Origin of the sequence: Devosia sp. (assembly GCF_036406155.1) — a bacterium.
Classification (GTDB): domain Bacteria; phylum Pseudomonadota; class Alphaproteobacteria; order Rhizobiales; family Devosiaceae; genus Devosia_A.
In genome coordinates this window covers 15,160-41,126 of sequence record NZ_DASWVV010000185.1, presented here as the reverse complement: position 1 = coordinate 41,126, position 25,967 = coordinate 15,160, and the positions used below count along the sequence as shown (strand labels likewise).

The window sequence follows — 25,967 nt, the reverse complement described above, 5'->3', positions numbered from 1 at the left end:
GTCCAAGAATGTCGGCAAGCGCTTTGCCATCGTGCTCGACAACCAGGTGATCACCGCGCCGGTCATCCAGCAGGCGATCACCGGGGGCTCGGGCCAGATCTCGGGCAATTTCACACCGCAGACCGCCAACGACCTGGCGGTGCTGCTGCGCGCCGGCGCCCTGCCGGCCAGCCTCGACGTCGTCGAGGAGCGCACGGTCAACGCCAGCCTGGGCGCCGACTCCATCCGCGGCGGCGCCATCGCCGGCGTCATCAGCGCCATCACCACCATCGGCTTCATGCTGGTGGCCTACGGACTGTTCGGCGCCTTCGCCAACATCGCGCTGGTTCTCAACGTCGTGTTGATCGTGGGCCTGCTGTCGATGCTCGGGGCGACGCTGACGCTGCCGGGCATCGCCGGCATCGTGCTGACCATGGGCATGTCCGTCGACGCCAACGTGCTCATCTACGAGCGCATCCGCGAGGAGCGGGCGGCCGGCAAGTCCATCATCGCCTCGATCGAGGCGGGCTTCGAGCGCGCCATGAGCGCCATCCTCGACTCCAACGTGACGACGCTGATCGCCGCGGTCGTGCTGTTCTTCCTCGGCTCGGGCCCGGTGCAGGGCTTCGCCGTCACGCTGGCGCTCGGCATCCTGACGACGCTGTTCACCGCCTACTTCGTCACCAAGTTCATCGTCGCCACCTGGTACCGCCTGCGCCGCCCGAAGCAGATTCGCGTGCAGCTGGTGAAGTTCATCCCCGACGACACCAAGATCCCGTTCATGTCGTGGCGGAAGTATGCCATCGGCCTGTCCATCGTGGCCTCGGTGGTGTCGCTCGGCTGGTTCGCCGTCCACGGCATGAACCTCGGCATCGACTTCAAGGGTGGCTCCGCCATCGAGGTGCAGTCGCTGCAGGGTCCCGCCGACCCCGCCTTCGTGCGCGAGACCGTCGGCGCCCTCGACCTGGGCGACGTGCAGGTGCAGGGTTTCGGCGAGGAAACCAGCCTGCTCATCCGCATCGAGTTGCAGCCCGGCGGCGATACGGCGCAGGCCGCGGCGGTGGAGAAGGTTCACGAGGCGCTGGGCGCCGACCAGTACGAAATCCGCCGCACCGAAAGCGTCGGCCCGACGGTATCGGGTGAACTGGTCATCGCCGGCTTCCTCGGCCTCGGTATCGCCTTTGCCGGTGTGCTGGCCTATCTGTGGTTCCGCTTCGAGTGGCAGTTCGCCGTCGGCGCCGTGGTGTCGACCTTCCACGACGTGGTCCTCACCATCGGCCTGTTCGCCTTCACCGGCATCGAGTTCAACCAGTCGAGCATTGCCGCCGTGCTCACCATCGTCGGCTACTCGCTGAACGACACCGTGGTGGTGTACGACCGCGTGCGTGAATATCTGCGCAAGTATCGCAAGCTCTCGCTGACAGCGCTGCTCGACCTGGCCATCAACTCGACGCTGACCCGCACCGTGCTCACCGGCCCGACCTCGTTCCTGGCCCTCGGCGCCCTGGTGCTGTTCGGTGGCGAGGTGATCCGCAGCTTCACCATCTCGATGCTGTTCGGCGTTCTGGTCGGCACCTATTCCTCGATCTTCGTCGCCGCCCCGATCCTGCTCTATCTCGGGCTCAAGCCGAGGGCCGAGGTCGCCGAGGACGCGGCCAAGACCAAGCGGGCGGACGGCGCCGCCGTGTAACGACGTGGACGGACACTATCCCGATCAGGTCCCCATCGAGGCCTACGGCAATGGGGGCTTCCGCTTCGCTGGGATGTCGCATCGCGGCTCGCTGCTGTGCCTGCCGACGGGAATGCACTCCTGGGAGGTGACGCAGGCCTCGGAACTGACGCGGGACAGCCTCGCGGCCGTCTTCGCCGCCGCCGCGGGCATCGACGTCCTGCTGATCGGCATGGGCCGGGAGATCGGCGCCCTCGACCCGCAGTTGCGCGCGGCGCTGCGCTCGGAGCGCATCGTCGTCGAGGCCATCGGCACCGGCGCCGCGACGCGCACTTACAACGTTCTGCTCGCCGAGCAGCGCGCGGTGGCCGCGGCGCTGATTGCCGTCGAGAGCGCGCGGTGAGACGATGACGAGCGCCAGCGCCGCCCACGCCGCCGAGTTCTTGAAGGGCAACGACCGCGACCGCTACTTCGCCAGCCTGTTGCTGCCCGAGCCGGCACGACCGGCCGTGCAGGCACTGCTCGCCTTCAATGCCGATGTCGCCAGCGTCCGCGAACGCGCGCGCGAGCCGGCGGCGGGAGAAATCCGCCTGCAGTGGTGGACGGACGCGCTCGAGGGCGAGGAACACGGCGCGGTGCGCCAGAATCCGCTGGCCGACGCGCTGCTCGATGCCATGGACGCCTACAAGCTGCCGGCCGAGCCGCTGCACAAGCTGATCGCGGCGCGGCGCTTCGACCTCTACAACGACCCGATGCCGGACCTGCCCACCTTCGAGGGCTATGCCGGGGAAACGGCCTCCGTGCTCTACCAGTTGGCGGCGATGGTGCTCAACGGCGGCAAGGAACTCGCCGGCGGTGACGCGGCCGGACACCTGGGCGTCGCCCACGCGCTGGTCGGGCACCTGCGCGCCTTCGGCTACAACGCTTCGCAGGGCCGCATCTTCCTGCCGTGGTCGGTGCTCGCCGCCAACGGCGTACGCGAAGGCGAGGTGCTGACCGGCACGGTCAGCGAGGGGCTGCTGGCCGCCCGCGCGCAGTTCGTCGACCTGGCGCGCGAGCATCTGGCCAAGGCGGAAGCGGCGATTGCGGCGTTGCCGGCGTCCCTGCGCCCCGCCTTTGCGCCCGTGGCCCTGCTCGGACGCTATCTGGTGCTGGTGGAGGCGGCCGAGGAGGCGCCGTTCGCACCGCCCCGCGACGTCGCCGACTGGCGAAAGATCGCCGCCATGGGCTGGTGGAGCTGGCGGCAGCGCTGAGCGTCAGGCCCAGCGCATGATGTCGGCAAGGGCCCGGGTGGTCATCGCGCGCTTCTTCGCGATCTGCTTTTCCGCCGACTTCCAGCGCCCGACATGGCCTTCGGGCTTGCTGATGGCCACGGGCGGCATGAGGCCGAAATTGACGTTCATCGGCTGGAACGAGCGCGGCCCGGGCTCGCCCTCGGCGGCAAGGTGTCCCCCGGTGATGTGGCCGAGCAGGGCGCCCATGGCGGTGGTTTCCGCAGGAGGCGACAGGCTCTCGCCGCGCCCGTCGGCGGCGGCCATGCGGCCCGCGATGAGGCCGATGGCGGCGCTCTCGACATAGCCCTCGACGCCGGTGATCTGGCCGGCGAACCTGAGCCGCGGGTCGGCCCTGAGCCTGAGCGAGCGGTCCAGCACCCTGGGAGAATTGAGGAAGGTGTTGTGGTGCAGGCCGCCGAGGCGGGCGAACTGTGCGTTCTGGAGGCCCGGGATGAGCCGGAAGATCTCGGCCTGCTTGCGATATTTGAGCTTGGTCTGGAAGCCGACCATGTTCCACAGCGTGCCCAGCGCGTTGTCCTGCCGGAGCTGCACGACGGCGTAGGGCTTGACCGTGGGATTGCGCGGATTGGTGAGCCCGACCGGCTTGAGTGGACCGTAGCGCAGCGTCTCGCGGCCGCGCTCGGCCATCACCTCGATGGGCAGGCAGCCGTCGAAATAGGGGACGTTCTCCCAGGCGTGGTAGACGTGCTTCTCCCCGTTGAGCAGGGCGTCGACGAAGATGTTGTACTGGGCCTCGTCCAGCGGGCAGTTGAGGTAGTCGGCGCCGGTGCCGCCCGGGCCGGGCTTGTCGTAGCGCGACTGGGCCCAGGCGATGTCCATGTCGATGCTCTCGGCATGGACAATGGGGGCGATGGCATCGAAGAAGGCGAGGGCGTCCTCACCGGTGAGCTGCCGGATCGCTTCGGCCAGGGGTCGCGAGGTGAGCGGGCCGGTGGCGACGATGACGTTGGCCCAGTCGGCGGGCGGCAGGCCGGTGATCTCGCCCCGCTCGACGGTGATGTTGGGGTGGCCGTGCACCGCCGCGGTGACGGCATCGGAAAAGCCGACCCGGTCCACGGCGAGCGCGCCGCCGGCCGGCAGCTTGTGGGCGTCCGCGGCGCGCATGATCAGCGAGCCGCAGCGCCGCATCTCCTCGTGCAGGAGGCCCACCGCATTGTGCTCGTGGTCGTCGGAGCGGAAGCTGTTGGAGCAGACAAGCTCGGCCAGGCCCTGGGTGAGGTGCGCCTCGGTCATCTTGAGCGGGCGCATTTCGTGCAGCACGACGGAGGCGCCGGCCTCGGCGGCCTGCCAGGCGGCCTCGCAGCCGGCGAGCCCGCCGCCGATGACGTGGAGGGGATGGTAAGTGGACATGCGGGCGAGATAGCAGGCTGCTCCCGGCCCCGCAACCGACGAGCGCGTGAGGCGTCAGGCGGCGCGGCGCTGGTGCCTGCCCTCGGCGATCTCCTCGGCCACCTTGAGGCAGAAGCTCTCGAGGTCGGATGGCTTGCGGCTGGTCACCAGCCCCTGGTCGACGACGACATCGCTGTCGTGCCAGACGCCGCCGGCATTGATCACGTCCGTCCGGATCGAGTGATACGAGGTGACGTTGCGGCCGCGGACGATGCCGGCCTCGACGAGCAGCCAGGGGGCGTGGCAGATGGCGGCGACGACCTTGTTGCCGGTCCAGAAGGCGCGGATCAGCTCGATTGCCGCCGGTTCGACGCGCAGGTGGTCGGGATTGATGACGCCGCCGGGCAGGACCAGCGCGTCATAGTCGCCGGCGGAAACGGCGGAGAGCGGCCTGTCGACGTCGACGGTGCGGCCCCAGTCGCCGTGATGCCAGCTCTTGATGACGCCGGCCTTGGGCGACACGATATCGACCTTCGCGCCCGCTTCCTCGAAGCGGGCCAGTGGCACCTCCAGTTCGGCCTGCTCATAGCCGTCGGTGGCGAGGATGGCGATGGTCTTGCCCTTGAGGTCGTGCATGGCAATGCTCCCTGCTGCATCGCGTGCAGAACGGAAAACCGGCCTTGCGGGTTCCGCCCATGCCGCCGCGGGGCGCGGGCGTGTTCGGTCAGGGCGGGGAGGCGGGGAAGGCCGGCCCCCGAAAACAAAACACCCGCTCGTCCTTGAGGAGAGCGGGTGTTCGGAGCGCGGTCGCGGAGGACGCTGGTGCCGGCCTGCCTTTACAGCGAGCGGGCATGGTCGCGGGCGATGCGCTGGATGTCGTGGCGGGTGATGCCCAAGTCGTTCAGCTGGCGGTTGTCGAGAGCGGCGAGCTCGCGGACGGTCTGCTGGTAGGCGGCCCACTTCTTCAGCGTCTGGCGGATACCCATGGTGTTTCTCCTTTCCTCTTGCACGCTCTATCTAGGGAGTGCCGGCGACAATGAGCAGATGGTGTTCGTTCAGAACAGTCATGCGTCTGGCGCAAGGCTCTCGCAAAATGCGTTCATCCTGGATTCAGCATTCCCTGCCGTGTGGGGAACGGGCGACACCTCCGGCCACGCAGCCGGAGCCGGCGCGGGGCGGCGGCGGAGGGCAACGGTCAGCGGTTGAACAGGCCGCTCGTCATCTTCTGGAAGTCCGTGCCCGAAATCCCGAGTGCATCCCGGCTGGTGGGGGCTTCCATCTGGCTGGTCGTGTGCTTGACGTCCACCAACCGCCTGCACCGCCATACGGCCCGAACGAACATCCTGCGTTCCCTTCTGCAAGGTCACCTGGGACGAGAAGATGGGCCGATTTGTCGGCGTCGGCCATGCCGCCAGCGTCAGGGTTGCCATGCACTCAGCGCATGGAAAAGGGGAGGCGGGGGAGGGCTACTCCGCTGCCTCGCCGACCTTGCCGGGCCGCCGGTGCATGACTGCCGCGAGGAAGCGGCCGGTATGCGAGCGCGGGTTCTGCACGATGTCCTCCGGCGTGCCGGTGCCGACGATCTCGCCGCCGCCGTCGCCCCCCTCCGGACCGAGGTCTATCACCCAGTCGGCCGTCTTGATGACGTCGAGATTGTGCTCGATGACGACGACGGTGTTGCCGTTGTCCACCAACTCGTGCAGCACCTCGAGCAGCTTGGCCACGTCGTGGAAGTGCAGGCCCGTGGTCGGCTCGTCCAGCATGTAGAGCGTGCGCCCGGTGGCGCGCTTACTGAGTTCGCGGCTGAGCTTGACGCGCTGCGCCTCACCGCCGGACAGCGTGGTGGCCGGCTGGCCGACCTTGATGTAGCCCAGCCCGACGCGCTGCAGCGTGGCGAATTTCTCGCGGATCGAGGGCACCGCCGAGAAGAACTCGGTGGCCTCGTCGATGGTCATGTCGAGCACGTCGGCGATCGACTTGCCCTTGAACTGCACCTCGAGCGTCTCGCGGTTGTAGCGCTTGCCCTTGCATACCTCGCAGGTGACGTAGACGTCGGGGAGGAAGTGCATCTCGATCTTGATGACGCCGTCGCCCTCGCATTTCTCGCAGCGCCCGCCCTTGACGTTGAAGGAGAATCGGCCGGGGCCGTAGCCGCGGGCCTTGGCCTCGGGCAGGCCGGCGAACCACTCGCGCAGCGGCGTGAAGGCGCCGGTATAGGTGGCGGGGTTGGAGCGCGGCGTGCGCCCGATCGGGCTCTGGTCGATGTCGATGACCTTGTCGAGGAATTCGAGGCCGGTCAGGTGGGTGTGCGGTGCCGGGTTGACGCGGGCGCCGTTGAGGCGGCGGGCGATGGCCTGGTACAGCGTGTCGATCATCAGCGTCGACTTGCCGCCGCCGGAAACGCCGGTGATGGCGACGAACAGGCCGAGGGGCACGTCGACCGAGACGTCCTTGAGGTTGTTGCCGGTGGCGCCGTCGAGGTGGAGCCGGCGCGCCTTGCTCGGCTGGCGCCGTTCGGCCGGCACCGGGATGGCGAGGCGCCCGCTCAGATACTGTCCGGTGATACTGTCGGGATGCCGGCAGATGTCCTGGGGCGTGCCTTCGGCAACGATGTGGCCGCCGTGGACGCCGGCGCCCGGGCCGATATCGACGACGTAGTCGGCGGCGAGGATCGCGTCCTCGTCGTGCTCGACCACGATCACGGTGTTGCCCAGGTCGCGCAGGCGCCGCAGCGTCTCGAGCAGGCGCGCATTGTCGCGCTGGTGCAGGCCGATCGAGGGCTCGTCGAGCACGTAGAGCACGCCGGTGAGGCCCGAGCCGATCTGGCTGGCGAGGCGGATGCGCTGGCTCTCGCCGCCGGACAGCGAGCCGGACTTGCGCGCCAGCGTCAGATAGTCGAGGCCGACATCGTTGAGGAAGCCGAGGCGCTCGCGGATCTCCTTGAAGATGCGCTCGCCGATCTGGCGCTGCGTCTCGGTGAGCCGCGCCGGCAACTGCTCGAACCAGGCGGCGGCGGCGCGGATGGATTTCTGGCTGACCTCGCCGATATGCAGCCCGTCGATCTTGACCGCCAGCGCCTCCGGCTTCAGCCGGAAGCCGTTGCAGGCGACGCACGGGGCCGAGGACATGTAGCGCTCGATCTCCTCGCGCATGCCGGCGGACTCGGTCTCCCGGTAGCGCCGCTCGAGATTGCCGATCACGCCCTCGAAGGGCTTGGTGCTCTTGTAGGTCCGCAGCCCGTCGTCATAGACGAAATTGATGGGCGTCGACCCGGTGCCGAACAGCACCGCGTGCTGTACCTCGAACGGCAGCTCCTCCCACGCCGTGCCGGTCGAGGCGCCGTAGTGCTTCACCACCGCCTGCAGCGTCTGCAGGTAGTAGGGTGCGCTCGTCTTCGACCACGGGGCGATGGCGCCGTCGCGCAGCGACAGGGTACCGTCGGGGACGACCAGGTTGGGGTCGATCTTCTGCTCGGTGCCGAGCCCGTCGCAAACCGGGCAGGCCCCGAACGGGTTGTTGAACGAGAACAGCCTGGGCTCGATCTCGGCGATGGTGAAGCCGGAGACGGGGCAGGCGAACTTCTCCGAGAAAGTGATGCGGCGCGGCGTGCCGGCCTCGTCGAGTTCGTCGGCGAACTCGGCGAAGGCGATGCCGTCGGCCAGCTTCAGCGCCGTCTCGAAGCTCTCGGCGACGCGCGCCGCGATGTCGGGGCCGACGACCAGGCGGTCCACCACCACCTCGATGTCGTGCTTGATCTTCTTGTCGAGGGCCGGGGCATCCTCGATGTCGTGGAAGGTGCCGTCGATCTTGACGCGCTGGAAGCCCTTGCGCATCAACTCGTTGAGCTCGCGCTTGTATTCGCCCTTGCGGCCGCGGGCGATGGGGGCGAGCAGATAGAGGCGGGTGCCCTCGGGCTGCGCCATCACCTTGTCGACCATCTGCGAGACGGTCTGGCTCTCGATGGGCAGGCCGGTGGCCGGCGAGTAGGGGATGCCGACGCGGGCGAACAGCAGGCGCAGGTAGTCGTAGATCTCGGTGACGGTCCCGACCGTCGAGCGCGGATTGCGCGACGTCGTCTTCTGCTCGATCGAAATGGCCGGCGACAGGCCCTCGATGTGCTCGACGTCGGGCTTCTGCATCATCTCGAGGAATTGGCGGGCATAGGCCGACAGGCTCTCGACGTAGCGACGCTGGCCCTCGGCGTAGATGGTGTCGAACGCCAGCGAGGACTTGCCCGAGCCGGACAGCCCGGTCATCACGATCAACTTGTCGCGCGGCAGCCTGAGGTCGATGCCCTTGAGGTTGTGCTCCCGCGCGCCGCGAATGACGATTTCACGATTGGGGCTGGGCGTATCGGCCATGAGAGATCCATCGGCTGGCGCGCGGGCAGGAGCCGCGCGCCCAATTGCTGGAGAAATGTGTCGGAAAGGGAGCTGTCCGCACCGGCAAAATGGGTACCGCCCGCTCGGGTTGCAAGCAGGAGGCGACCTAAGCACGCCGGCCGCGTCCTTGTCACCGGTGCGGCAGGCCCCCGATTCCTTCCCTGGAACATAAGCGGAACGAGCGGCGTTCCGTCAACAGCGCAGTGGCCGGCACCGGCCGGCGGCCCCGCCGGAGGAGCGAACGCACCATTGACGCGGGCATCGCGATAGAACATAAAGAGAACAAGATTGGTGTGGGTGAACGGTGGTTTTTCCAGCCCCCGGTGGGCGAACCCGCTAGAGTGCGCCCCTCGATAGCAGCGCCCGCAGCGGCGGCAGAAAGTATGGAAGGAGTTCGCCATGGCGGGCAGCGTCAACAAGGTCATCCTGGTCGGCAATCTGGGAGCGGATCCCGAGGTGCGCACCCTGCCCAGCGGCGGCAAGGTGGTGAACCTGTCGGTGGCGACGTCGGAAAGCTGGCGCGACAAGAACACCGGCGAGCGCAAGGAAAAGACCGAGTGGCACCGGGTGGTGATCTTCTCGGAAGGGCTGGCCCGGGTCGCCGAGCAGTATCTGCGCAAGGGCAGCAAGGTCTATGTCGAGGGCCAGTTGCAGACGCGCAAGTGGCAGGACCAGTCCGGCCAGGACAAGTACTCGACCGAAGTGGTGCTGCAGGGGTTCAACTCGAACCTCACCATGCTCGACGGGCGGGGTGAAGGCGAGGGCGCCGGCGGCGGTTTCTCGGGTCCGCGCGACGTGCCGGCCGGTAGGCCGGAAGGACGGCGCCCGGCGGCGAACGCCCCGGCGTTCGAATCGGGCGGCATGGACGACGACATCCCGTTCTGAGTGGGTCGCACGGGGGCGCGCGGCGCTGCGACAGGTGCCGGAAACAGCTCGGGCGGCCCAAAGGCCGCCCGTTCGCATTTTCCGGGGCCGGCGGAGCCGGTTACCGGCTGAAGGGCACCGAGGCCTTGAGGGTGTTGCCCGTCGCGTTGAACACGACGTTCATGTCGACGTGGATCTTGCCGGGGTGCAGCGCGATCTGGGCCGTGATGGTCATGTCGTTGCCGTCGTCGTCCCGGCCCTGTTCCTTGAGGCTGAAGACGATGCCGTTGCCCTGGCGCTTGCCGACGGCCGGCTGCGGCGAGAAGCCGGCATTGCTGGTCATCGCCGCCTCGAAACGGCGCGCGGCGTCGATATAGGCGATGGTGCCGTTCAGGGAGAACGGGCTTCCCGCAATGACGCAGCGGCCGTTGTAGTTGACCTTGTCATTGTTGCCCGCGGTCAGCGACAGGCGGCACTTGACCGTTTCCGACTGGGCCCCGACCAGGACGCCCTTGCCATCCCAGGTGCCGATGTAGGAGCGCAGCAGTTCGACGTCCGCCTTCGCCGCGTGGGCCGGTGCCGCGGCCACCAGCGACGCAGCCACCAGCCCTGTGGCCGCGAGGGTTCGCGACAGGGGTCCGAACAGTGTCATTTAGTCTTGTCCTCCAAGCTCTGAGAGTATCGCCCCCCGGCGATCGCGTCGGCAGCACAGATCGATGGGCCGACCGGCACGGCTCACCACGCTTCTAGCGTGACTTCGGCTGCGGGCGCAACGTCCTACGCGGCGGCGCCCCGCCGCCCAAAAGCCGCAAATCGGAGGTTAGATGCCTCCGCCCGATTTCGGTGGAAGAAGCTGCCTGCCGGCCCGCCCCCGGGGCCGGCAAAATGGCCTTTCTCAACGGAATCGCATAGAGCAGTCCCAGTTCGAACAATCCGCAGAACCGCCCAGTGACCGACAACACCCAAGACGAGGCCGGCGGCCCGCTTCCGCCGTCCGACATCGCGCCGATTTCCATCACCGAGGAGATGCGCAAGTCGTATCTCGATTACGCCATGAGCGTAATCGTGAGCCGGGCGCTGCCGGATGTCCGCGACGGGCTGAAGCCGGTGCACCGCCGCATCCTGTTCTCGATGAACCAGCAGGGCTATGAGTGGAACAAGCCCTATCGCAAGTCGGCCCGCGTCGTTGGCGACGTCATCGGTAAATACCACCCGCACGGGGACGCCGCCGTCTACCTGTCGCTGGTCCGCATGGCGCAGGATTTCTCGCTGCGCGTGCCGCTGATCGACGGGCAGGGCAATTTCGGCTCGATCGACGGCGATATGCCGGCGGCCATGCGCTACACCGAAGTGCGCATGGAGAAGGTGGCCGGCGAGTTGCTCGAGGATCTCGAGCGCGACGCCGTCGACTTCAAGGACAACTACGACAATTCCGAGCGGGAGCCGACGGTCCTGCCGGCGCGCTTCCCGAACCTGTTGGTCAACGGCGGCAGCGGCATTGCCGTGGGCATGGCGACCAACGTTCCCACCCACAATCTGGGCGAGGTGATCGACGCCACCCTGCTGCTGATGGACCGGCCGGAGGCCACCGTCGACGACCTCATGGGCGTGCTGCCGGGACCCGATTTCCCCACCGCCGCCGTCATCCTGGGGCGGGCGGGCATCCGCGCCGCCTACGAGACCGGGCGCGGCTCGATCATGGTCCGCGGCCGGGTGCACGTCGAGGAGATCCGCCGCGAGCGCGAGGCGCTCATCATCACCGAGATTCCCTACCAGGTGAACAAGGCGGTGATGATCGAGAAGATCGCCGAACTGGTGCGCGACAAGCGCATCGAGGGCATCTCGGACGTCCGCGACGAGTCCGACCGGCACGGCATGCGCGTCGTCATCGAACTGAAGCGCGACGCCGTGGCCGACGTGGTGCTGAACCAGCTCTACCGCTTCACGCCGCTGCAATCCTCGTTCGGGTGCAATTTCGTGGCGCTGAACGGCGGCAAGCCGGAACTGATGAACCTCAGGCAGATGCTCGAGGCCTTCATCGGGTTCCGCGAGGAAGTGGTCACGCGCCGGGCCCGCTTCCTGCTCAACAAAGCCCGCGATCGCGCCCATATCCTCGTCGGCCTCGCCGTGGCGGTGGCCAATGTCGACGAAGTCATCGCGCTCATCCGTACCTCGCCCGATCCTGCGGTTGCCCGCGAACGGCTGATGCAGCGGAACTGGCCGGCCGCCGACGTCGCCCCGCTGATCGCGCTGATCGACGACCCGCGCCACAAGATCAATGACGACGGCACCTTCCTGCTGTCGGAGGAGCAGGCCCGCGCCATCCTGGCGCTGACGCTGTCGCGCCTCACGGCGCTGGGCCGCGACGAGATCGGCGAAGAGCTCAACGGCCTGGGCCGGGACATCGAGGATTACCTGGACATCCTGCGCTCGCGCGAGCGCGTGCTGCAGATCATCCGGGACGAACTCAATGCCGTGAAGGAGCAGTTTGCGACGCCGCGCCTCACCGCCATCGAGGACGCCGCCGGGGATTTCGAGGACGAGGACCTCATCGCCCGCGAGGACATGGTGGTGACGGTCACCTACGAGGGCTACATCAAGCGCGTGCCGCTGTCGGCCTATCGCACGCAGGCGCGCGGCGGCAAGGGCCGCTCCGGCATGTCGACCCGGGACGAGGACTTCGTGACCCGCCTGTTCGTCGCCAGCACCCACGCCCCGGTGCTGTTCTTCTCCTCGCTCGGCCAGGTCTACAAGCTCAAGGTGTGGCGGCTGCCCGTCGCCGAGCCGCAGGGCCGCGGCCGGGCGCTGGTCAACATGCTGCCGCTCGACGCCGGCGAACGCATCACGTCCATCGTGCCGCTGCCCGAGGACGAGCACGAATGGGACGGCCGCGACGTGATGTTCGCCACCAATACCGGCGGCATCCGGCGCAACCGGCTGTCCGACTGCGTGCCGCGCACGACGCTGGGCAAGCGCGTGATGGAGTTCGACGAGCCGGGGCAGGCCATCATCGGCGTCGAACTCAGCCACGAGACCGACGACGTGCTTCTGACCACGGCGTTGGGGCAGGCCATTCGCTTCCCCAGTGCCGACATCCGCGTCTTCGGAGGAAGCGGCTCGACCGGCACCTCGACCGGCGTCCGTGGGATCAGCCTGGGCGAGGGCGACAGCGTCATCTCGATGTCGATCCTGCGCCATGTCGACGCGACGCCGGCGGAACGCGAGGCCTATCTCAAGCAGTCCGGCGCCATCCGGCGGGCCGCCACCGGCGAGGACGCCGAGGCCGACACCGCGGTCGACGACGGCGGCGAGGAGGCCGAGGAGGTGACCGAGGGCGCGGTGGCGCTGAGCGAGGCACGCTACATCGAGATGGGGGCGGCGGAGCAGTTCGTGCTCACCATCACCGAATTCGGCTTCGGCAAGCGCTCGTCGTCCTACGAATTCCGCATCTCCCACCGCGGGGGCAAGGGCATCAAGGCCACCGACCAGAGCAAGACCGACGAAATCGGCCGGCTGGTCGCCGCCTTCCCCGTCGAGGATGCCGACCAGATCATGCTGATTTCGGACGGTGCCCAGCTGATCCGGGTGCCGGTCGCCGGGATCCGCTTCACCAGCCGCGCCTCGAAGGGCGTGCGGGTGTTCCGCACGGCGGAAGGCGAGAAGGTGGTGGCCGTCGAGCGCATCAGCGAGCCGGAAAACGACGACAACGGCGGCGACGAGGCCCCGCAGGGTCAGGCGGACGCATAGGCCCCGGGGCGCGCCGGCCTCTTCGGCGCCGCGCGCTCCGGCTTGCCATGCACCACCGGCCGTGACACAAACCGGCGCGCGCGCTCAGGAGGCTCCATCCCATGGCCAGACTTGTCGGATTCTATCCGGGCTCCTTCGACCCCCTGACCAACGGGCATCTCGACGTCATCGAGCGCGCCTGCAAGCTGGTCGACCGCCTCGTCGTGGCGGTGGGCACCCACCACGCCAAGAACCCCATGTTCTCGCATGAGGACCGGGTGGCGCTGCTACGGGCCGCGCTCGACCCCATCGGCAGGCGCACGGAGACCGAAATCGAGATCGTCGATTTCGAGGGGCTGATGGTGCAGGCGGCGCGGGTCCATGGCGCCAAGCTGATCATCCGCGGGCTGCGCGACACGACCGACTACAATTTCGAGATGCAGATGGTGGGCATGAACGCCCAGATGGCGCCCGACCTGCAGACCGTGTTCCTTCCGTCCAGCCCGCATGTCCGGCACATCTCCGCCACACTTGTGCGTCAGATCGCCGGGATGGGAGGCGATATCAGCGCCTTCGTCCCCGCCATCGTCCTGAAGGCACTCAACAAGCCATGAACTCACCAATGTCCCGCGCCGGGCTGATCCTCGGCATCATTCTCGCCGCCATCGGCATCCTGTTCGCCGTTTCCCTGGTGACGCCCCGCAACGCCGTCGCGCAGGAGGGCAAGCCGCATCTCATGCTCGAACTCAAGGACGGCACGGTCGACATCGAACTGCTGCCCGAGGTCGCGCCCAAGCACGTCGAGCGCGTCGAGACCCTGACCCGGCAGGGCTTCTACGACGGGGTCGTCTTCCACCGCGTCATCGAGTCCTTCATGGCCCAGACCGGCGACCCGACCGGAACCGGCATGGGCGGGTCGGACCTGCCGGACCTGCCGGCCGAGTTCTCGGACGTGCCGTTCGAGCGGGGCGCCGTCGGCGCCGCCCGCACCAACGATCCCAACAGCGCCAATTCGCAGTTCTTCATCATGTTCAAGGCGGCGCCGCACCTCAACGGCCAATATACCGTGTGGGGCAGGGTGGTCGCCGGCATGGAGCACGTCGACGCCATCAAGAAGGGCGACGACGCGCAGAACGGCATGGTCGCCGACCCCGACAGGATCATCTCCGCCAGGATCGAACTCCGCTAGCAAAGGAAGCTGCCCGATGGCTTACGCCGACCCCGAGAATACGCTCATCATCGAGACCACCAAGGGCAGGGTGGTGATCGCCATGCGCCCCGACCTCGCCCCCAACCACGTCGCCCACATCAAGAAGCTGGCCCGCGAGGGGTTCTACGACGGCATCGCCTTCCACCGCGTCATCGACGGCTTCATGGCCCAGACGGGCTGCCCGCACGGCACCGGCACGGGCGGCTCGAAATATCCGAACCTGAAGCAGGAGTTCAACGCCGAGCCGCACGTGCGCGGCACCGCCTCGATGGCGCGGGCGCAGAGCCCCGACAGCGCCAATTCGCAGTTCTTCATCTGCTTCGACGACGCCCGCTTTCTCGACAAGCAGTACACCGTGTGGGGCAAGGTCGTCGAAGGCATGGAGAATGTCGACCAGATCAAGCGCGGCGAGCCCGTGCGGGATCCCGACCGGATGGTCTCGGTCAAAGTCGCGGCGGACGTCGCCGCATGATCAGGACGGCCGCCATCGCGGTGGCGCTCGCCGCGCTGGCCACCCCGTCGCTGGCGACGGAGTGGGTCAATTGCAGCGACGCCCAGGGCGAGGCGAGCTTCGACTACCTGGCCGGGGCCATGGACGTGCTCGCCGTGGTCGGCCTGACCATTACCGTGGGTGAGCAGGTCTGGGCGAGCGACGTCGCCTACGGCCCGGGCGAGCCGGTTGCGGTCGGTCAGGCCTTCGGGGATGAAGACGCCGTGCGCATCGACGTCATGGACCAGAACCTCATGTCCCGGGTCGCCGAACTGAGGCTGTTCAAGGCCAGCGAGGGCGACCGCGTCGCCCTCGGCGGCACGCTGCGCATTCCGGGCCACGGCGCCTGGGCGGTGAGCTGCACCGGTCCCTGATGCGCGTCGACGCCTTCGATTTCGAGCTGCCGGCCGAGTTGATCGCGCTGCATCCGGTCGAGCCGCGGGATGCGGCGCGGATGCTCGTGGTCAGGCCCGGCGCGCCGCTGGACGACCGGCGCGTCACCGACCTCGTGGAATTGTTGCGTCCCGGCGACGTGCTCGTCGTCAACGACACCCGGGTGCTGCCGGCCGAACTCGCCGGCATCCGCACGCGCGGCGAGCATCGCGCCGCCGTCTCGTTCAACCTGCACAAGCGCGTCGATGCCGCCACCTGGCGCGCCTTTGCCCGGCCGGCCAAGCGGCTGCGGCCTGGGGACCACGTGAGCTTCGGGCAGGAAACCGACAATGCCTGCCTGCTGGCGACGCTCGATGCCACGGTGCAGGCGGTGGCCGAGGGCGGCGAGGTGACGCTGCGCTTCGACCTGTCCGGCGCCTATCTCGACGAGGCCGTCAAGGCGTTCGGGGCGATGCCGCTGCCGCCCTATATCGGGCTGCGGCGCCCGGCCGAGGCGCGTGACCGCACCGACTACCAGACGGTCTATGCCGAAGTGGACGGGGCGGTGGCCGCGCCTACCGCCGGCCTGCATTTCACCGACGCCTTGCTCAGCCGCCTCGCCGACGCCGGCGTGGGGATCGAGCGGGTGACGCTGCATGTGGGGGCGGGCACCTTCCTGCCGGTCAAGGTGGAGGACACCGATGACCACGTCATGCACGCCGAGTGGGGCGAGATCACCGCGCCGGTCGCCGAGCGCCTGCGCGCGGCGCGCGCCAGGGGCGGGCGCATCGTCGCCGTCGGCACCACGAGCCTGAGGCTGCTCGAGAGCGCCGCCCGCAGCAGCGGAGAAATCGAGCCCTTCGTCGGCGAAACCGACATCTTCATCACGCCCGGCTACCGCTTCAACGCGGTGGACATCCTGATGACCAATTTCCACCTGCCGCGCTCGACCCTGTTCATGCTGGTCAGCGCCTTTGCCGGGCTCGACATGATGCGGGCCGCCTACGCCCACGCCATCGCCAGCGGCTACCGCTTCTATTCCTACGGCGACGCCTCGCTGCTGTTCCGGGCCGGGTGATACTTAAGTGATCGCTTGACAATGCCGCGCGCGCCTTGATACTTAAGTCACTGCATAAGTGATGGAGGGCTCGATGCGCCGGCTGATTGCCTGGAACGTGATGACGCTGGATGGCTATTTCGAGGGACCCGAACCCTGGTCGCTCGACTTCCACAGCCTGATTTTCGGGCCGGAAGTGCAGGCATTGAGCGATGCGCAGCTGCGCGACGCGGGGCTGCTGCTGTTCGGTCGCCGGACGTTCACCGGCATGGCGGGCTACTGGCCCACCGCCGAGGACGAGGGCGACACCGCGCGGCAGATGAACAGCCTGCCCAAGGCCGTGATCTCCAACACCCTCGAGCGCGCCGACTGGAACAACTCGACCCTGCTCAAGGGCGACGGGGTGGAACTGGTGCGCGGCCTCAAAGCCGAGGCCGGCCGCAGCATATATGTCTTCGGCAGCGCCGAGCTGCTGGGGAGCCTCTTGCCCCACGGCCTCGTCGACGAATACCGCCTGTGCATCGCCCCCGTGCTGCTTGGGCGAGGCAACCCGCTGTTCAAGACGGCCGATGCCCGGATCGGGCTCGAGCTGCGTGAAGCGAGGGGCTGCAGCAATGGCGGCGTGCTCCTCACCTACGCGCCCCGGACCTGATGCTTTGCGCCATATCCGTGCCCGGTCGAAGAGAATACAGTATTGTTGCGAAGTAATCGCTTCGCGACACAGAGGAGCGACCAATGTCCAAGTACATTTTGCTGCTCAACTGGACCGAGCAGGGAGCGAAGAACGTCAAGGACTCGGCTAGCCGCTACGATGCGGCCAAGGAAATTGCCAAGAAGGGCGGGTGCACGCTCGAGTCCGTCCATATGACTTTCGGTGCCTACGACCTGGTCATCATGCTCGATGCGCCCAATGACGAAGCTGCGGCCACCTTCAACCTCAGGGTCACCTCGGCCGGCAACATCCGGGGCGTGACGCTCAAGGCCTTCCCCGAAGCCGAGTATCGCCGGATCGTTGCCGGCCTCTGACGCCAGGCAGGGTGACAGGAGCCGATCGGCCCGCTAATTAGCCGCGCATGACCGATTTCTCCTTCACCCTCCTCGCCACGGACGGGATGGCGCGCCGTGGCCGTATCGACACGTCCCGCGGCGACATCCGCACGCCTGCCTTCATGCCCGTGGGTACGGCGGGCACGGTCAAGGCCATGTATCCCGAGCAGGTGCGCGCCACCGGCGCCGACATCGTGCTCGGCAACACCTACCACCTGATGCTGCGGCCGGGCGCCGAGCGGGTGGCGGCGCTCGGCGGGCTGCACCGCTTCATGGACTGGGAGCGCCCGATCCTCACCGATTCGGGCGGCTTCCAGGTGATGTCGCTGGCCAAGCTGCGCAAGCTCACGGAAAAGGGCGTCACCTTCCGCTCCCATATCGACGGCAGCGCGCACGAACTGACGCCCGAGCGGTCGATCGAAATCCAGACCCTGCTCGACAGCGACATCGTCATGCAGCTCGACGAATGCATCGCCCTGCCGGCCGGGCGCGCCGAGATGGAGCGCGCCATGGAATTGTCGCTGCGCTGGGGCGAACGCTCGCGGGCAGCGTTCGGCCGCCGGCCGCATCGCGCCCTGTTCGGCATCGTGCAGGGCGGCGACGACGCCGGGCTGCGCGCCCGTTCGGCGGCGGGGCTCATATCCATCGGCTTCGACGGCTACGCCGTGGGCGGCCTCGCCGTCGGCGAGCCGCAGGAGACGATGTTCCGCGTCCTCGACGAGGTCACGCCGGAACTGCCCGCGGAGCGGCCGCGCTACCTGATGGGCGTCGGCAAGCCGGACGACATCCTCGGCGCCATCGCGCGCGGCATCGACATGTTCGATTGCGTGCATCCTACCCGCGCCGGCCGGCACGGCCACGTCTACAGCCGCTTCGGCGTCATCAACCTCAAGAACGCGCGCCACCGCGACGACCCCCGCCCGATCGACGAGCAATCGCCGAACGAGAACTGCCGCCGGTTCTCGCGGGCCTATCTGCACCATCTGGTGCGCAGCGAGGAAATTCTCGGTGCGATGATCCTTTCGCAGATCAACCTTGCCTATTATCAGGAACTGGTCGCGGGGGCGCGGGATGCCATCGCGGCGGGCACTTTCACCGATTTCGCGGCCGAAACGCGCGCCGGCTGGGCGCGGGGCGACCTGCCGACGCTCTAGGGGAAGACATATGGCGACTGCGCGCAAGACTGCCCTCAATGCCCTGATGGAGCACCGCCAGCGCCTCGCCGAGACGCCGATGCGCGTCCTGTTCGAACGGGACCCGGGCCGCTTCGAGCGCTTCTCGGCCAATGCCGGCGAATTGCTGCTCGACTACTCCAAGAACCGCATCGATGCCGAGGCGATGGACGCCCTGCTGGCGCTGGCGCGGGCGGCCGGCGTCGAGGCGCGGCGCGACCGCATGTGGGCGGGCGAACACATCAACACCACCGAGGACCGCGCCGTCATGCACATGGCGCTGCGCTACCGCGGCAGCGACCCCGTCATGGTCGATGGTGCCGACGTCATGCCGCAGGTGCGCGAGGTGCTGGAGCGCATGCGGGCCTTTACCGGGCACGTGCGCGACGGCTCCCTGCGCGGCGCCACCGGCGAGCGGTTCGCCGACATCGTCAATATCGGCATCGGCGGCTCCGACCTCGGACCGGCCATGGTGACGCTGGCGCTCGCGCCCTACACCCGCCCAGACCTGAGGAGCCATTACGTCTCCAACGTCGACGGGGCCCATATCGGCGACACGCTGAAGGGCCTCGATCCGCGCCGCACCCTGTTCATCGTCGCCTCCAAGACTTTCACCACCGACGAAACCATGACCAACGCTGCGACGGCCCGGGCATGGGTCGCGGCGGCGCTGGGCGAGGCGGCGGTCAAGGACCATTTCGCTGCCGTCTCGACCAATCTGCGCGGCTGCGATGCCTTCGGCATCCGCTTCGATCGCATCTTCGGCTTCTGGGACTGGGTCGGCGGGCGCTACTCGGTGTGGTCCGCCATCGGCCTGCCGGTGGCACTCGCCGTCGGCTTCGACAATTTCGAGGCCTTCCTCGCCGGCGCCTACGAGATGGACCGGCATTTCCTCGAGACGCCGCCCGCCCGCAACCTGCCCGTGATCATGGGCCTGCTCGGCGTCTGGTACCGCAACGCCTGGGGCTTCTCGACGCACGCCGTGCTGCCCTACGACCAGCGCCTGTCGCGTTTTCCCGCCTACCTGCAGCAGCAGGACATGGAGAGCAACGGCAAGTCGGTGACGTTGGCCGGCCAGCCGGTGGATTATCCCACCGGCCCGATCATCTGGGGCGAGCCGGGCACCAACGGCCAGCACGCCTTCTACCAGCTGATCCACCAGGGCACCGACGTGATCCCGGTGGATTTCCTCGTCGCCGCCAATCCGCATGAGGACCTCGTCCCGCACCACGACAAGCTCGTCGCGAACGTGCTGGCGCAATCCGAGGCGCTGATGCTGGGCAAGACCAGGGAAGAGGTCGTTGCCGAGCTGCGCGCCGCGGGGCTGGACGCGGCCCGGGTCGCGGCACTGGCCCCGCACAAGGTATTTCCCGGCAACCGGCCGTCGAACACGCTGCTCTATCCCAGGCTGACGCCCGACCGGCTGGGCAGCCTGATCGCGCTCTACGAGCACAAGGTGTTCGTGCAGGGGACGATCTGGGACATCAACTCCTACGACCAGTGGGGAGTCGAACTCGGCAAGCAACTCGCCAAGGCGCTGCTGCCCAAGGTGCAGGGCACGGAAGAGCCGGTCGGCCACGACAGCTCGACGCGCGGGCTTCTCGAATACTTCCACAAGCTCAGGGAGTGAGGGCAGGAAGGCAATGCGGGCGGAGTCAGGGCTCGTCTGCCGTTTCGTTGGCCGGCGCGGGAAACCGGAAAAATCGCGCCGTTCCCATGGTGCCGCCGTGTCCGGTTGACACGCACCGCCTTCCCTTGCGGCAAACGGCCGGCGGGCGCTGCGGTTCCCCGTCACTTGCTCGGGAATTTCTTCTCGATTTCGGCCAGCGTGGCGGCGGCCCGGTCGGGGTCGACTTTGCGCATGATCGCCTTGAGCATTTCCTCCGAGCGGTCCTCGCTCTCCTTGGATTGCGGCGAGCCGACATAGAGCAGCAGCGTCAGCCCCACGACCTGCCAGAGCAGCTGCAGGAACTCGGACTGCCAGTTCTCGAAGGTATCGCGCAGCATCTGGATGACGAAGGCGCCGGCCTCGACCGGAGCGCCCACCGCCTGCTGCTCGTCGACGAAGGCGAGCCAGCCGAAGATCCAGTGGCCGATAAGGCTGAACAGCAGGAACCCGATGGTGACCCAGGCGAACCCGTATTTCTTCCAGAGGGACATGCGGTCGGCTCCCCGTTTGCTGTGGGAAGCTAAACGTCGCCTCGGGTGCGCGGTTCCAGCGTGGAGGAGGCGGGCCGGGGCTCCTGGCGAGGGGCCCCGGCCGCGAGATCAGAAGTCGAGCTTGACGCCGACCAGGGCCGCGCCCACGCCGATATGACCCGTGTTCGTCTCGCTGTCGCTGTCGACATATTCGACCGGCGAGAAGCTGTTGGCGTAGCGAAGTTCGCCCACGAGGCTGACATTGTCGGCCACCTGCGCGGTGACGCCGGCCTTGAGCAGATAGCCGAGGCCCCAGCTATCGATATAGAGGTCGCCGTCGTCCGCATCCTCATCGCGCAGGTAGAAGCCGCCGAGGCCGGCAGCGCCGTAAAGCGAGAAGGTCTCGTCGAGATCGACAGTGTACTTGAGCGCGGCCATCGCCGTGCCCGTGGTCAACGTGTACAGGCCATCCTCATAGTCGCGCTGCGAGATGAAGACGTCGCCTTCGACCGACAGGCCGCCGAGGCCGGTGTCGAAGCCGATGACGCCGGCCAGGGCACCCCCGAGCGGGATGTCGTAGGGATCGTCGGGGCCGTCATACTCATACGTCCCGGGGAAGGCGACGCCCGCCAGGAGTTCGATGTAGAGGCCGTTAGCGGCCGGTGTCGCGTAGTCGACCGCCTTGTCGACGATCAGGTCGGCGGCGAGGGCGGAGCTGGCGAATGCGCATGCGGCAACGCCGGCAGCGATAGCGATTCTGGTCAATCGGATCCCCATGATGTCGGCACAAGCACCGTATCGTCGCTTGTCGCCGGTTCGACGCGCGAAGACAACCGCTGCGGGCGGCGCCAAAGCGCTGATATTCAAAGATTGTTGCCGGGTTGCCACAGCGTGACGGGCCCTCGGCGCCCCTTCCGATCGGGTCCGGCCGTCGCAGCCGGCAAGATGGATGGGCGCGACATTGAGATGATATCAACTATGTCGGCAAGGAAAGGATTCATGTGAATTAACAGTGAGTTAATAGGCTAGTAAAAAGTGTGTCCTTTTCAGCACGGTATCAAGACGAAGTCGTGCCTTGCACTGCAACACGGATTGCCATGCGCCCAAAGCAACAGCATCCTGCGCAACGGGGGCAGCGAGGAACCCAAGGGGAAGAATGATGATGCGTCATGTGACAGGCGCCGTATCTATCGCGGCCATGTGCCTGGTAGCGCCGCAGGCGTTCGGGTCTGACGTCCTGCAGACGATCGACTATGGTCCGACCATGATGGCGCCAACCATGTATGCCAGTGTCTTTGCCGGCTTCACCGCACCGACGACGATCTCCGGGCAGTACTTCGGTTCGAGCACGATCGAACTCGATGCGGGCTGGGGCTTCGCAGGTGGCGTTGCCGTCGGCACCAACATCACCTCGAATCTGCGCGGCGAGTTCGAGTTGTCGTTCACCCATCGCAACATCGATGATGAGGACTTCATCCCGCAATGGGAGTGCGCTCCCGGCGACTGTACAGCCACCGGCTCACTCTCGACGATCTACATGTTGGGCAACGTGTGGTGGGACCTCGACATGGGCGGCGGCTTCAGCCCCTATGTCGGCGGCGGCGTCGGTGCGGCGTGGGTCATGCCCAGCGTAACGATCTACGACGATCCGGACTACATGTGGGATGTGGCGGGACTCGCGCCTGCCGCCCAACTCGGCCTCGGCGTGCGATACGACTTCTCGGACAACATGAAAGTCGATCTCGGCTATCGCGCCAAGGCGGTCCTCGGGGCGAACTTCAGCGACAGTACCGATCCTTGCGGCTATCCTGGTGGCAGCGGAGCTTGTGCGGCGGACGACATCATGTATGTCGAGCACGTCCTGCAGGCGGGGCTCACCTTCGAGTTCTGAAGTCGAGGGTCAGTCGTTCAACACGAGGGGCGGCTTGCCGCCCTTCGCCTGTTCGTAGCAAGCTTCCCACATGGCCCAGACGACCACCGGCGTTTCACGCAAGACCAGGGGCGTAATGGAACGCGGGCTGGCTCTGCAAGAGCAGGGCCGGCTGCGCGAGGCCGAGGCCTCTTTCCAGGCCATCCTCCACCACGATCCGGCCCATGCCGATGCCAACAACGCCATGGGCACGCTGGCGGTCGCTGCCGAACGCATCGACGTTGCCATCAACTATTTCACCAAGGCACTCGCCGCCGCGCCGCGCGAGGTGCGCTACCTCAACAATCTCGGCAACGCGCTGGCGCTCGGCGGCAAGCCCGAGGAGGGCGTCCCCTACCTCGAGCGCGCGCTGCAGCTTCGCCCCTCGATGTACGAGGCTTTGTGCAATCTCGGGCGGGCCCTGCGCAAGCTCGGCCAGGCGGGCAGGGGCTTGCCCTATCTCGAGCGCGCCGCCGCGCTGCGGCCTGCCGCTCCCGAGGCGCATCTCGCCTGGGCCGAAGCGCTCACCGACCTCGGCCGGGGCGAGGAGGCCGAACCGCTCTACCGGGCGGCCATCGACAAGGGCGGCGGCCGCGCCGCAGCGCTCTACGGACTTGCCAACTGCGTGCGCCAGACGCCCGACAAGAACGTGCTGGCCGAGATCGAGGCGGCAGAGGCGCAACTCGGCGCCGCCGAGGCGCGGGCGCAACGCGCACTGCTGGGCTATGCCGCCGCCAAGACATGCATGGATCTCCAGCGGCCCGACGCGGCCTTCGCCCACCTGCAACGGGCCAAGGCGGCATCACGCGCCCGCTACGACATGGCCCAGCACGAGGGCCGGCAGAAGCGCCTGACCGGCCTGTTCAACCCAGGGTTCCTCAAGTCGCGCGCCGGCTGGGGAGAGCCGAGCGAACTGCCCGTGTTCATCGTCGGCATGCCGCGTTCCGGCACGTCGCTGGCCGAGCAGATCCTCGCCAGCCATCCCGAAGTGCACGGCGCGGGCGAGCTCAACTACCTGCACGACATCGCCAACCAGTTGCTGTTCTCGCTGGGCGACGGCGGCCTGTTTGTCGAGAAGATCGTCGGGCTCGGCCCCGCCGAAACCAAGGCACTTGCCTCCACCTACCTCGACAAGCTGGCGGCGCTCGCGCCCGGCACGCCGCGCCGCATCACCGACAAGATGCCGCACAATTTCACCTTTGTCGGGCTGGTGGCGCTGCTGCTGCCGCGGGCCCGCGTCATCCACATGCGGCGCAACCCGCTCGACAACTGCTTTTCGATCTACTCCAACATGTTCTCGACCGCGCACGCCTATGCCGACGACCTGGCGACGCTGGGCCGCTACTACCGCACCTATGCCGCGCTCATGGACCACTGGCGGCGCGTCTTGCCCGGCATGATCCTCGACGTGCACTACGAGGACCTCGTCGCCGACCAGGAGGCGGTGACGCGCCGGATGCTCGACTTCATCGGCCTCGACTGGCACCCGGCCTGCCTCGAGTTCTTCGCCAATGCGCGCAGCGTGTCGACCATCTCGCGCTGGCAGGTGCGCCAGCCCATCTACAGGACATCGATAGAGCGCTGGCGCCCCTACGAGCGCCATCTCGGCCCGCTCGTCGAGGCGCTGGGAGACCTCGCGCCGGCCTGACGGGCGCCGCTACAGCAGGCCGAGCATCCACAGGACAGGCACGGCGATCAACGTGCCGATGAGCAGCGCAGCAAGCACCGCCGAAATGATGCTGTCGAGCATGGTCACGGTCCCCCGGAACTCGCTGGCGCATCTGAAGCGGGTGGCTCATCTGGCCAGCGAGTGCCGACATTGGAGGTCAGCGCGGGAAGAACGCGGCTGCTGCCCACCTGGTTCCGCCCGCCGGACGCAGGTTGCGGGACTTGCGTCTGCCCGCCGGCGGATCAATAGTGGCGGGCATTACTAATGGGGGATATTTTGATGAACTGCTTGTGGCTGTTGTTGCGATCGGGGCTCTTGCGTTGCCGGGGATGGCCGTTGCGGCCGGGAATTCCACCCCGGGCGGTGATCGTTACAACAACAATCCGGGGCGCATCCAGGCCGAGGCCGTTGGGGCGCAATGCGACACCGGCGCCGGTTCGGGCACGTTCGGCTATCTTGGCCAGGACCTGAACATGGGGATCAACTCCGATCCCGGCGATCCCGGTGCCAATGGCACCCAGACCGGCCTCAACAACTCCGCCGTGTGCGGGAACAGGTAGCTCGATAACGCCCGGGGCGGGAACCTCGCCGCCCCTGGCGCCGACCGGGATACGACACTGCCGGAACCTGAAATTTGGTACGCCCGCCGGGATTCGAACCCGGGACCATCCGATTAAAAGTCGGATGCTCTACCACTGAGCTACGGGCGCAGCCTGGCGCTTGGCGCGCCGGCGCGGAACATAGTCCCTCGCCCCTTGCTGTCAACCGCAATTCCGGGCCGCCAGCACCGGCCGGGAGCCGCGGTGGGCCGCATTCCCGCGGCGGTTCGGGGCGTCGGCCTGGCCTAGTTCAGCAGCGGCAGGTGGTCGCCGGCATAGGGCGCCGGTACGCACGGAATGCCGACGCGATCCATGCGCGCGCACAGTTCCTCCGCCGCGGAGCGGCTGGCGAGCGGGCCGGCGACGATCTGCCGGCTGCTGCTGCCCTCGACCGGCGCCAGCAGCGGCGCGAGCCCGATCAGCAGCGTGCCGACCCGGGCCGTGAGGCTCTGCCACTGCGCCTCGGCGTCGTCGGCCTCCACCGGGAAAGCCAGGGCCAGGCCGAAGGCGTTCGGATCGGCGCGCGCCGGCGGCTCCTGCGTCGCCACCGTCGCCGGGCGCAGGCCGGGCTGCACGGCGTCGAGGGGCTTGTGCTGCACGCTCACCGTGCCGCCTTCGGCATCGAAGCTCAGCACGGCGCCAGCGCCGATGGCGCCGGTGAGAGTCCGGTCGAGCCGGGGCCCGGCCGCCGCAGCGTCGCTGAGCAGCGGCACGGCCACCTCGAGCGCGCCGACCCGGCGGGCCACTTCGCCACTCGCCTGCTCGGCCATGGTGAAGCGCTGCAGCAGCTGGTTGTTGTCGCGCCGCAGGCGCTGGGCGTCGAGTTCGAGCGCGGCCACCTGCGCGCGCAACTGGTTCACCGTCGCCCCCTCGAGCCGCGAGGCATGCAGCGCTCCGAGTGCGCCCGTCGGGACGAGGGCGGAGACATTGGCGGCGAGCACGGCGAAGGCCCAGCAGCCCAGCGCCACCAATCCCCAGAAGGTCACGTCCGACGCGCGAACCTGGTCTGCTGCCCGTGCCAAGCGATCCCCCACCCACGGCCTGTCGAATCAGGCCGGC

Annotated in this window: 25 protein-coding genes and 1 tRNA gene; 17 read left to right on the top strand and 9 right to left on the bottom strand. The window is 67.8% G+C overall.

Going from position 1 to position 25,967, the window contains the following annotated elements:
• The 3 genes from secF to VGD93_RS12460 all read left to right on the top strand — a co-directional run.
• Positions 1-1,669: protein translocase subunit SecF (secF, locus tag VGD93_RS12470; RefSeq protein ID WP_395012509.1), on the top strand; the 1,669-nt coding region annotated here is incomplete at its 5' end.
• A gap of 4 nt (positions 1,670-1,673) precedes the next feature.
• Positions 1,674-2,051, top strand: coding sequence for an Mth938-like domain-containing protein (locus VGD93_RS12465; RefSeq protein WP_395012508.1), 378 nt, complete (start codon positions 1,674-1,676; stop codon positions 2,049-2,051).
• A 4-nt stretch (positions 2,052-2,055) separates the two neighbouring features.
• A complete protein-coding gene (locus tag VGD93_RS12460; protein WP_395012507.1) occupies positions 2,056-2,901 on the top strand; it encodes a phytoene/squalene synthase family protein in 846 nt (281 codons plus the stop codon).
• Between the two features lie 3 nt (positions 2,902-2,904).
• On the opposite strand, the gene trmFO is transcribed toward VGD93_RS12460, so the two are convergent.
• The 4 genes from trmFO to uvrA all read right to left on the bottom strand — a co-directional run bounded on the left by trmFO (position 2,905) and on the right by uvrA (position 8,633).
• Positions 2,905-4,293, bottom strand: coding sequence for a methylenetetrahydrofolate--tRNA-(uracil(54)-C(5))-methyltransferase (FADH(2)-oxidizing) TrmFO (gene trmFO / locus VGD93_RS12455; RefSeq protein WP_395012506.1), 1,389 nt, complete (start codon positions 4,291-4,293; stop codon positions 2,905-2,907).
• A 54-nt stretch (positions 4,294-4,347) separates the two neighbouring features.
• A complete protein-coding gene (locus VGD93_RS12450; protein WP_395012505.1) occupies positions 4,348-4,908 on the bottom strand; it encodes a type 1 glutamine amidotransferase domain-containing protein in 561 nt (186 codons plus the stop codon).
• Between the two features lie 200 nt (positions 4,909-5,108).
• On the bottom strand, positions 5,109-5,258 hold the full coding sequence (locus VGD93_RS12445; protein WP_395012504.1) for a DUF1127 domain-containing protein: 150 nt from the start codon (positions 5,256-5,258) through the stop codon (positions 5,109-5,111).
• Between the two features lie 480 nt (positions 5,259-5,738).
• On the bottom strand, positions 5,739-8,633 hold the full coding sequence (gene uvrA, locus VGD93_RS12440; protein ID WP_395012503.1) for an excinuclease ABC subunit UvrA: 2,895 nt from the start codon (positions 8,631-8,633) through the stop codon (positions 5,739-5,741).
• 420 nt (positions 8,634-9,053) lie between these two features.
• Between uvrA and ssb the strand changes: the two genes are divergently transcribed.
• Positions 9,054-9,539 carry a single-stranded DNA-binding protein gene (gene ssb, locus VGD93_RS12435; protein ID WP_395012501.1) on the top strand — a complete coding sequence of 162 codons (486 nt, stop codon included), beginning with the start codon at positions 9,054-9,056 and terminating at the stop codon, positions 9,537-9,539.
• Between the two features lie 100 nt (positions 9,540-9,639).
• Here ssb and VGD93_RS12430 read toward each other — a convergent pair whose 3' ends face one another.
• Positions 9,640-10,170: a hypothetical protein gene (locus VGD93_RS12430; RefSeq protein WP_395012499.1), complete on the bottom strand. Its 531-nt coding sequence runs from the start codon at positions 10,168-10,170 to the stop codon at positions 9,640-9,642.
• 296 nt (positions 10,171-10,466) lie between these two features.
• Here VGD93_RS12430 and gyrA point away from each other — a divergent pair, with 296 nt between their 5' ends.
• From gyrA to pgi, 10 genes are all read left to right on the top strand, one after another.
• Positions 10,467-13,265 carry a DNA gyrase subunit A gene (gene gyrA, locus VGD93_RS12425; RefSeq protein ID WP_395012497.1) on the top strand — a complete coding sequence of 933 codons (2,799 nt, stop codon included), beginning with the start codon at positions 10,467-10,469 and terminating at the stop codon, positions 13,263-13,265.
• Between the two features lie 101 nt (positions 13,266-13,366).
• Positions 13,367-13,858 (top strand): pantetheine-phosphate adenylyltransferase, encoded by a 492-nt coding sequence (gene coaD, locus VGD93_RS12420; RefSeq protein ID WP_395012495.1) that lies wholly within the window; start codon positions 13,367-13,369, stop codon positions 13,856-13,858.
• Entirely contained in the window at positions 13,855-14,433 is a 579-nt protein-coding gene (locus VGD93_RS12415; protein ID WP_395012493.1) for a peptidylprolyl isomerase, read from the top strand. Before coaD ends, VGD93_RS12415 begins: the two co-directional genes overlap by 4 nt.
• A 16-nt stretch (positions 14,434-14,449) precedes the next feature.
• The gene (locus tag VGD93_RS12410) at positions 14,450-14,926 is read left to right on the top strand and encodes a peptidylprolyl isomerase (protein WP_395012491.1); all 477 of its coding nucleotides are present in this window, start codon (positions 14,450-14,452) and stop codon (positions 14,924-14,926) included.
• The gene (locus tag VGD93_RS12405) at positions 14,923-15,318 is read left to right on the top strand and encodes a hypothetical protein (protein WP_395012489.1); all 396 of its coding nucleotides are present in this window, start codon (positions 14,923-14,925) and stop codon (positions 15,316-15,318) included. Before VGD93_RS12410 ends, VGD93_RS12405 begins: the two co-directional genes overlap by 4 nt.
• The gene (gene queA / locus VGD93_RS12400; RefSeq protein ID WP_395012488.1) at positions 15,318-16,394 is read left to right on the top strand and encodes a tRNA preQ1(34) S-adenosylmethionine ribosyltransferase-isomerase QueA; all 1,077 of its coding nucleotides are present in this window, start codon (positions 15,318-15,320) and stop codon (positions 16,392-16,394) included. Before VGD93_RS12405 ends, queA begins: the two co-directional genes overlap by 1 nt.
• Positions 16,395-16,467: 73 nt before the next feature.
• The gene (locus VGD93_RS12395) at positions 16,468-17,025 is read left to right on the top strand and encodes a dihydrofolate reductase family protein (RefSeq protein ID WP_395012486.1); all 558 of its coding nucleotides are present in this window, start codon (positions 16,468-16,470) and stop codon (positions 17,023-17,025) included.
• Positions 17,026-17,108: 83 nt separating this feature from the next.
• Positions 17,109-17,399, top strand: coding sequence for a GYD domain-containing protein (locus VGD93_RS12390; protein ID WP_395012484.1), 291 nt, complete (start codon positions 17,109-17,111; stop codon positions 17,397-17,399).
• A gap of 47 nt (positions 17,400-17,446) precedes the next feature.
• Positions 17,447-18,574, top strand: a complete 1,128-nt coding sequence (tgt, locus tag VGD93_RS12385) for a tRNA guanosine(34) transglycosylase Tgt (protein WP_395012482.1) — start codon at positions 17,447-17,449, stop codon at positions 18,572-18,574.
• Positions 18,575-18,584: 10 nt separating this feature from the next.
• Complete coding sequence (gene pgi / locus VGD93_RS12380; RefSeq protein ID WP_395012480.1) at positions 18,585-20,222, top strand: glucose-6-phosphate isomerase; 1,638 nt, start codon at positions 18,585-18,587, stop codon at positions 20,220-20,222.
• A gap of 161 nt (positions 20,223-20,383) precedes the next feature.
• On the opposite strand, the gene VGD93_RS12375 is transcribed toward pgi, so the two are convergent.
• Together VGD93_RS12375 and VGD93_RS12370 are read right to left on the bottom strand one after the other, a co-directional pair.
• Positions 20,384-20,752, bottom strand: a complete 369-nt coding sequence (locus VGD93_RS12375; protein WP_395012478.1) for a DUF6766 family protein — start codon at positions 20,750-20,752, stop codon at positions 20,384-20,386.
• Between the two features lie 108 nt (positions 20,753-20,860).
• Positions 20,861-21,496 (bottom strand): outer membrane protein, encoded by a 636-nt coding sequence (locus VGD93_RS12370; protein WP_395012476.1) that lies wholly within the window; start codon positions 21,494-21,496, stop codon positions 20,861-20,863.
• 391 nt (positions 21,497-21,887) lie between these two features.
• Between VGD93_RS12370 and VGD93_RS12365 the strand changes: the two genes are divergently transcribed.
• From VGD93_RS12365 to VGD93_RS12355, 3 genes are all read left to right on the top strand, one after another.
• Positions 21,888-22,622 (top strand): outer membrane protein, encoded by a 735-nt coding sequence (locus tag VGD93_RS12365; protein ID WP_395012474.1) that lies wholly within the window; start codon positions 21,888-21,890, stop codon positions 22,620-22,622.
• A 70-nt stretch (positions 22,623-22,692) separates the two neighbouring features.
• On the top strand, positions 22,693-24,288 hold the full coding sequence (locus VGD93_RS12360) for a tetratricopeptide repeat-containing sulfotransferase family protein (RefSeq protein ID WP_395012472.1): 1,596 nt from the start codon (positions 22,693-22,695) through the stop codon (positions 24,286-24,288).
• A gap of 242 nt (positions 24,289-24,530) precedes the next feature.
• Entirely contained in the window at positions 24,531-24,869 is a 339-nt protein-coding gene (locus tag VGD93_RS12355; RefSeq protein ID WP_395012470.1) for a hypothetical protein, read from the top strand.
• Between the two features lie 75 nt (positions 24,870-24,944).
• Here VGD93_RS12355 and VGD93_RS12350 read toward each other — a convergent pair.
• A tRNA-Lys gene (locus VGD93_RS12350) sits at positions 24,945-25,019 on the bottom strand.
• A gap of 134 nt (positions 25,020-25,153) precedes the next feature.
• On the bottom strand, positions 25,154-25,930 hold the full coding sequence (locus VGD93_RS12345; protein ID WP_395012469.1) for a hypothetical protein: 777 nt from the start codon (positions 25,928-25,930) through the stop codon (positions 25,154-25,156).
• Between the last annotated feature and the right edge of the window lie 37 nt (positions 25,931-25,967).

Bases quoted from the DNA above. Each gene is read 5' to 3' on its own strand.
- VGD93_RS12460 (WP_395012507.1), top strand. From the start codon at position 2,056: ATGACGAGCGCCAGCGCCGCCCACGCCGCCGAGTTCTTGAAGGGCAAC.
- trmFO (WP_395012506.1), bottom strand. From the start codon at position 4,293: ATGTCCACTTACCATCCCCTCCACGTCATCGGCGGCGGGCTCGCCGGC.
- VGD93_RS12450 (WP_395012505.1), bottom strand. From the start codon at position 4,908: ATGCACGACCTCAAGGGCAAGACCATCGCCATCCTCGCCACCGACGGC.
- VGD93_RS12445 (WP_395012504.1), bottom strand. From the start codon at position 5,258: ATGGGTATCCGCCAGACGCTGAAGAAGTGGGCCGCCTACCAGCAGACC.
- uvrA (WP_395012503.1), bottom strand. From the start codon at position 8,633: ATGGCCGATACGCCCAGCCCCAATCGTGAAATCGTCATTCGCGGCGCG.
- ssb (WP_395012501.1), top strand. From the start codon at position 9,054: ATGGCGGGCAGCGTCAACAAGGTCATCCTGGTCGGCAATCTGGGAGCG.
- VGD93_RS12430 (WP_395012499.1), bottom strand. From the start codon at position 10,170: ATGACACTGTTCGGACCCCTGTCGCGAACCCTCGCGGCCACAGGGCTG.
- coaD (WP_395012495.1), top strand. From the start codon at position 13,367: ATGGCCAGACTTGTCGGATTCTATCCGGGCTCCTTCGACCCCCTGACC.
- VGD93_RS12415 (WP_395012493.1), top strand. From the start codon at position 13,855: ATGAACTCACCAATGTCCCGCGCCGGGCTGATCCTCGGCATCATTCTC.
- VGD93_RS12410 (WP_395012491.1), top strand. From the start codon at position 14,450: ATGGCTTACGCCGACCCCGAGAATACGCTCATCATCGAGACCACCAAG.
- VGD93_RS12405 (WP_395012489.1), top strand. From the start codon at position 14,923: ATGATCAGGACGGCCGCCATCGCGGTGGCGCTCGCCGCGCTGGCCACC.
- queA (WP_395012488.1), top strand. From the start codon at position 15,318: ATGCGCGTCGACGCCTTCGATTTCGAGCTGCCGGCCGAGTTGATCGCG.
- VGD93_RS12395 (WP_395012486.1), top strand. From the start codon at position 16,468: ATGCGCCGGCTGATTGCCTGGAACGTGATGACGCTGGATGGCTATTTC.
- VGD93_RS12390 (WP_395012484.1), top strand. From the start codon at position 17,109: ATGTCCAAGTACATTTTGCTGCTCAACTGGACCGAGCAGGGAGCGAAG.
- tgt (WP_395012482.1), top strand. From the start codon at position 17,447: ATGACCGATTTCTCCTTCACCCTCCTCGCCACGGACGGGATGGCGCGC.
- pgi (WP_395012480.1), top strand. From the start codon at position 18,585: ATGGCGACTGCGCGCAAGACTGCCCTCAATGCCCTGATGGAGCACCGC.
- VGD93_RS12375 (WP_395012478.1), bottom strand. From the start codon at position 20,752: ATGTCCCTCTGGAAGAAATACGGGTTCGCCTGGGTCACCATCGGGTTC.
- VGD93_RS12365 (WP_395012474.1), top strand. From the start codon at position 21,888: ATGATGATGCGTCATGTGACAGGCGCCGTATCTATCGCGGCCATGTGC.
- VGD93_RS12360 (WP_395012472.1), top strand. From the start codon at position 22,693: ATGGCCCAGACGACCACCGGCGTTTCACGCAAGACCAGGGGCGTAATG.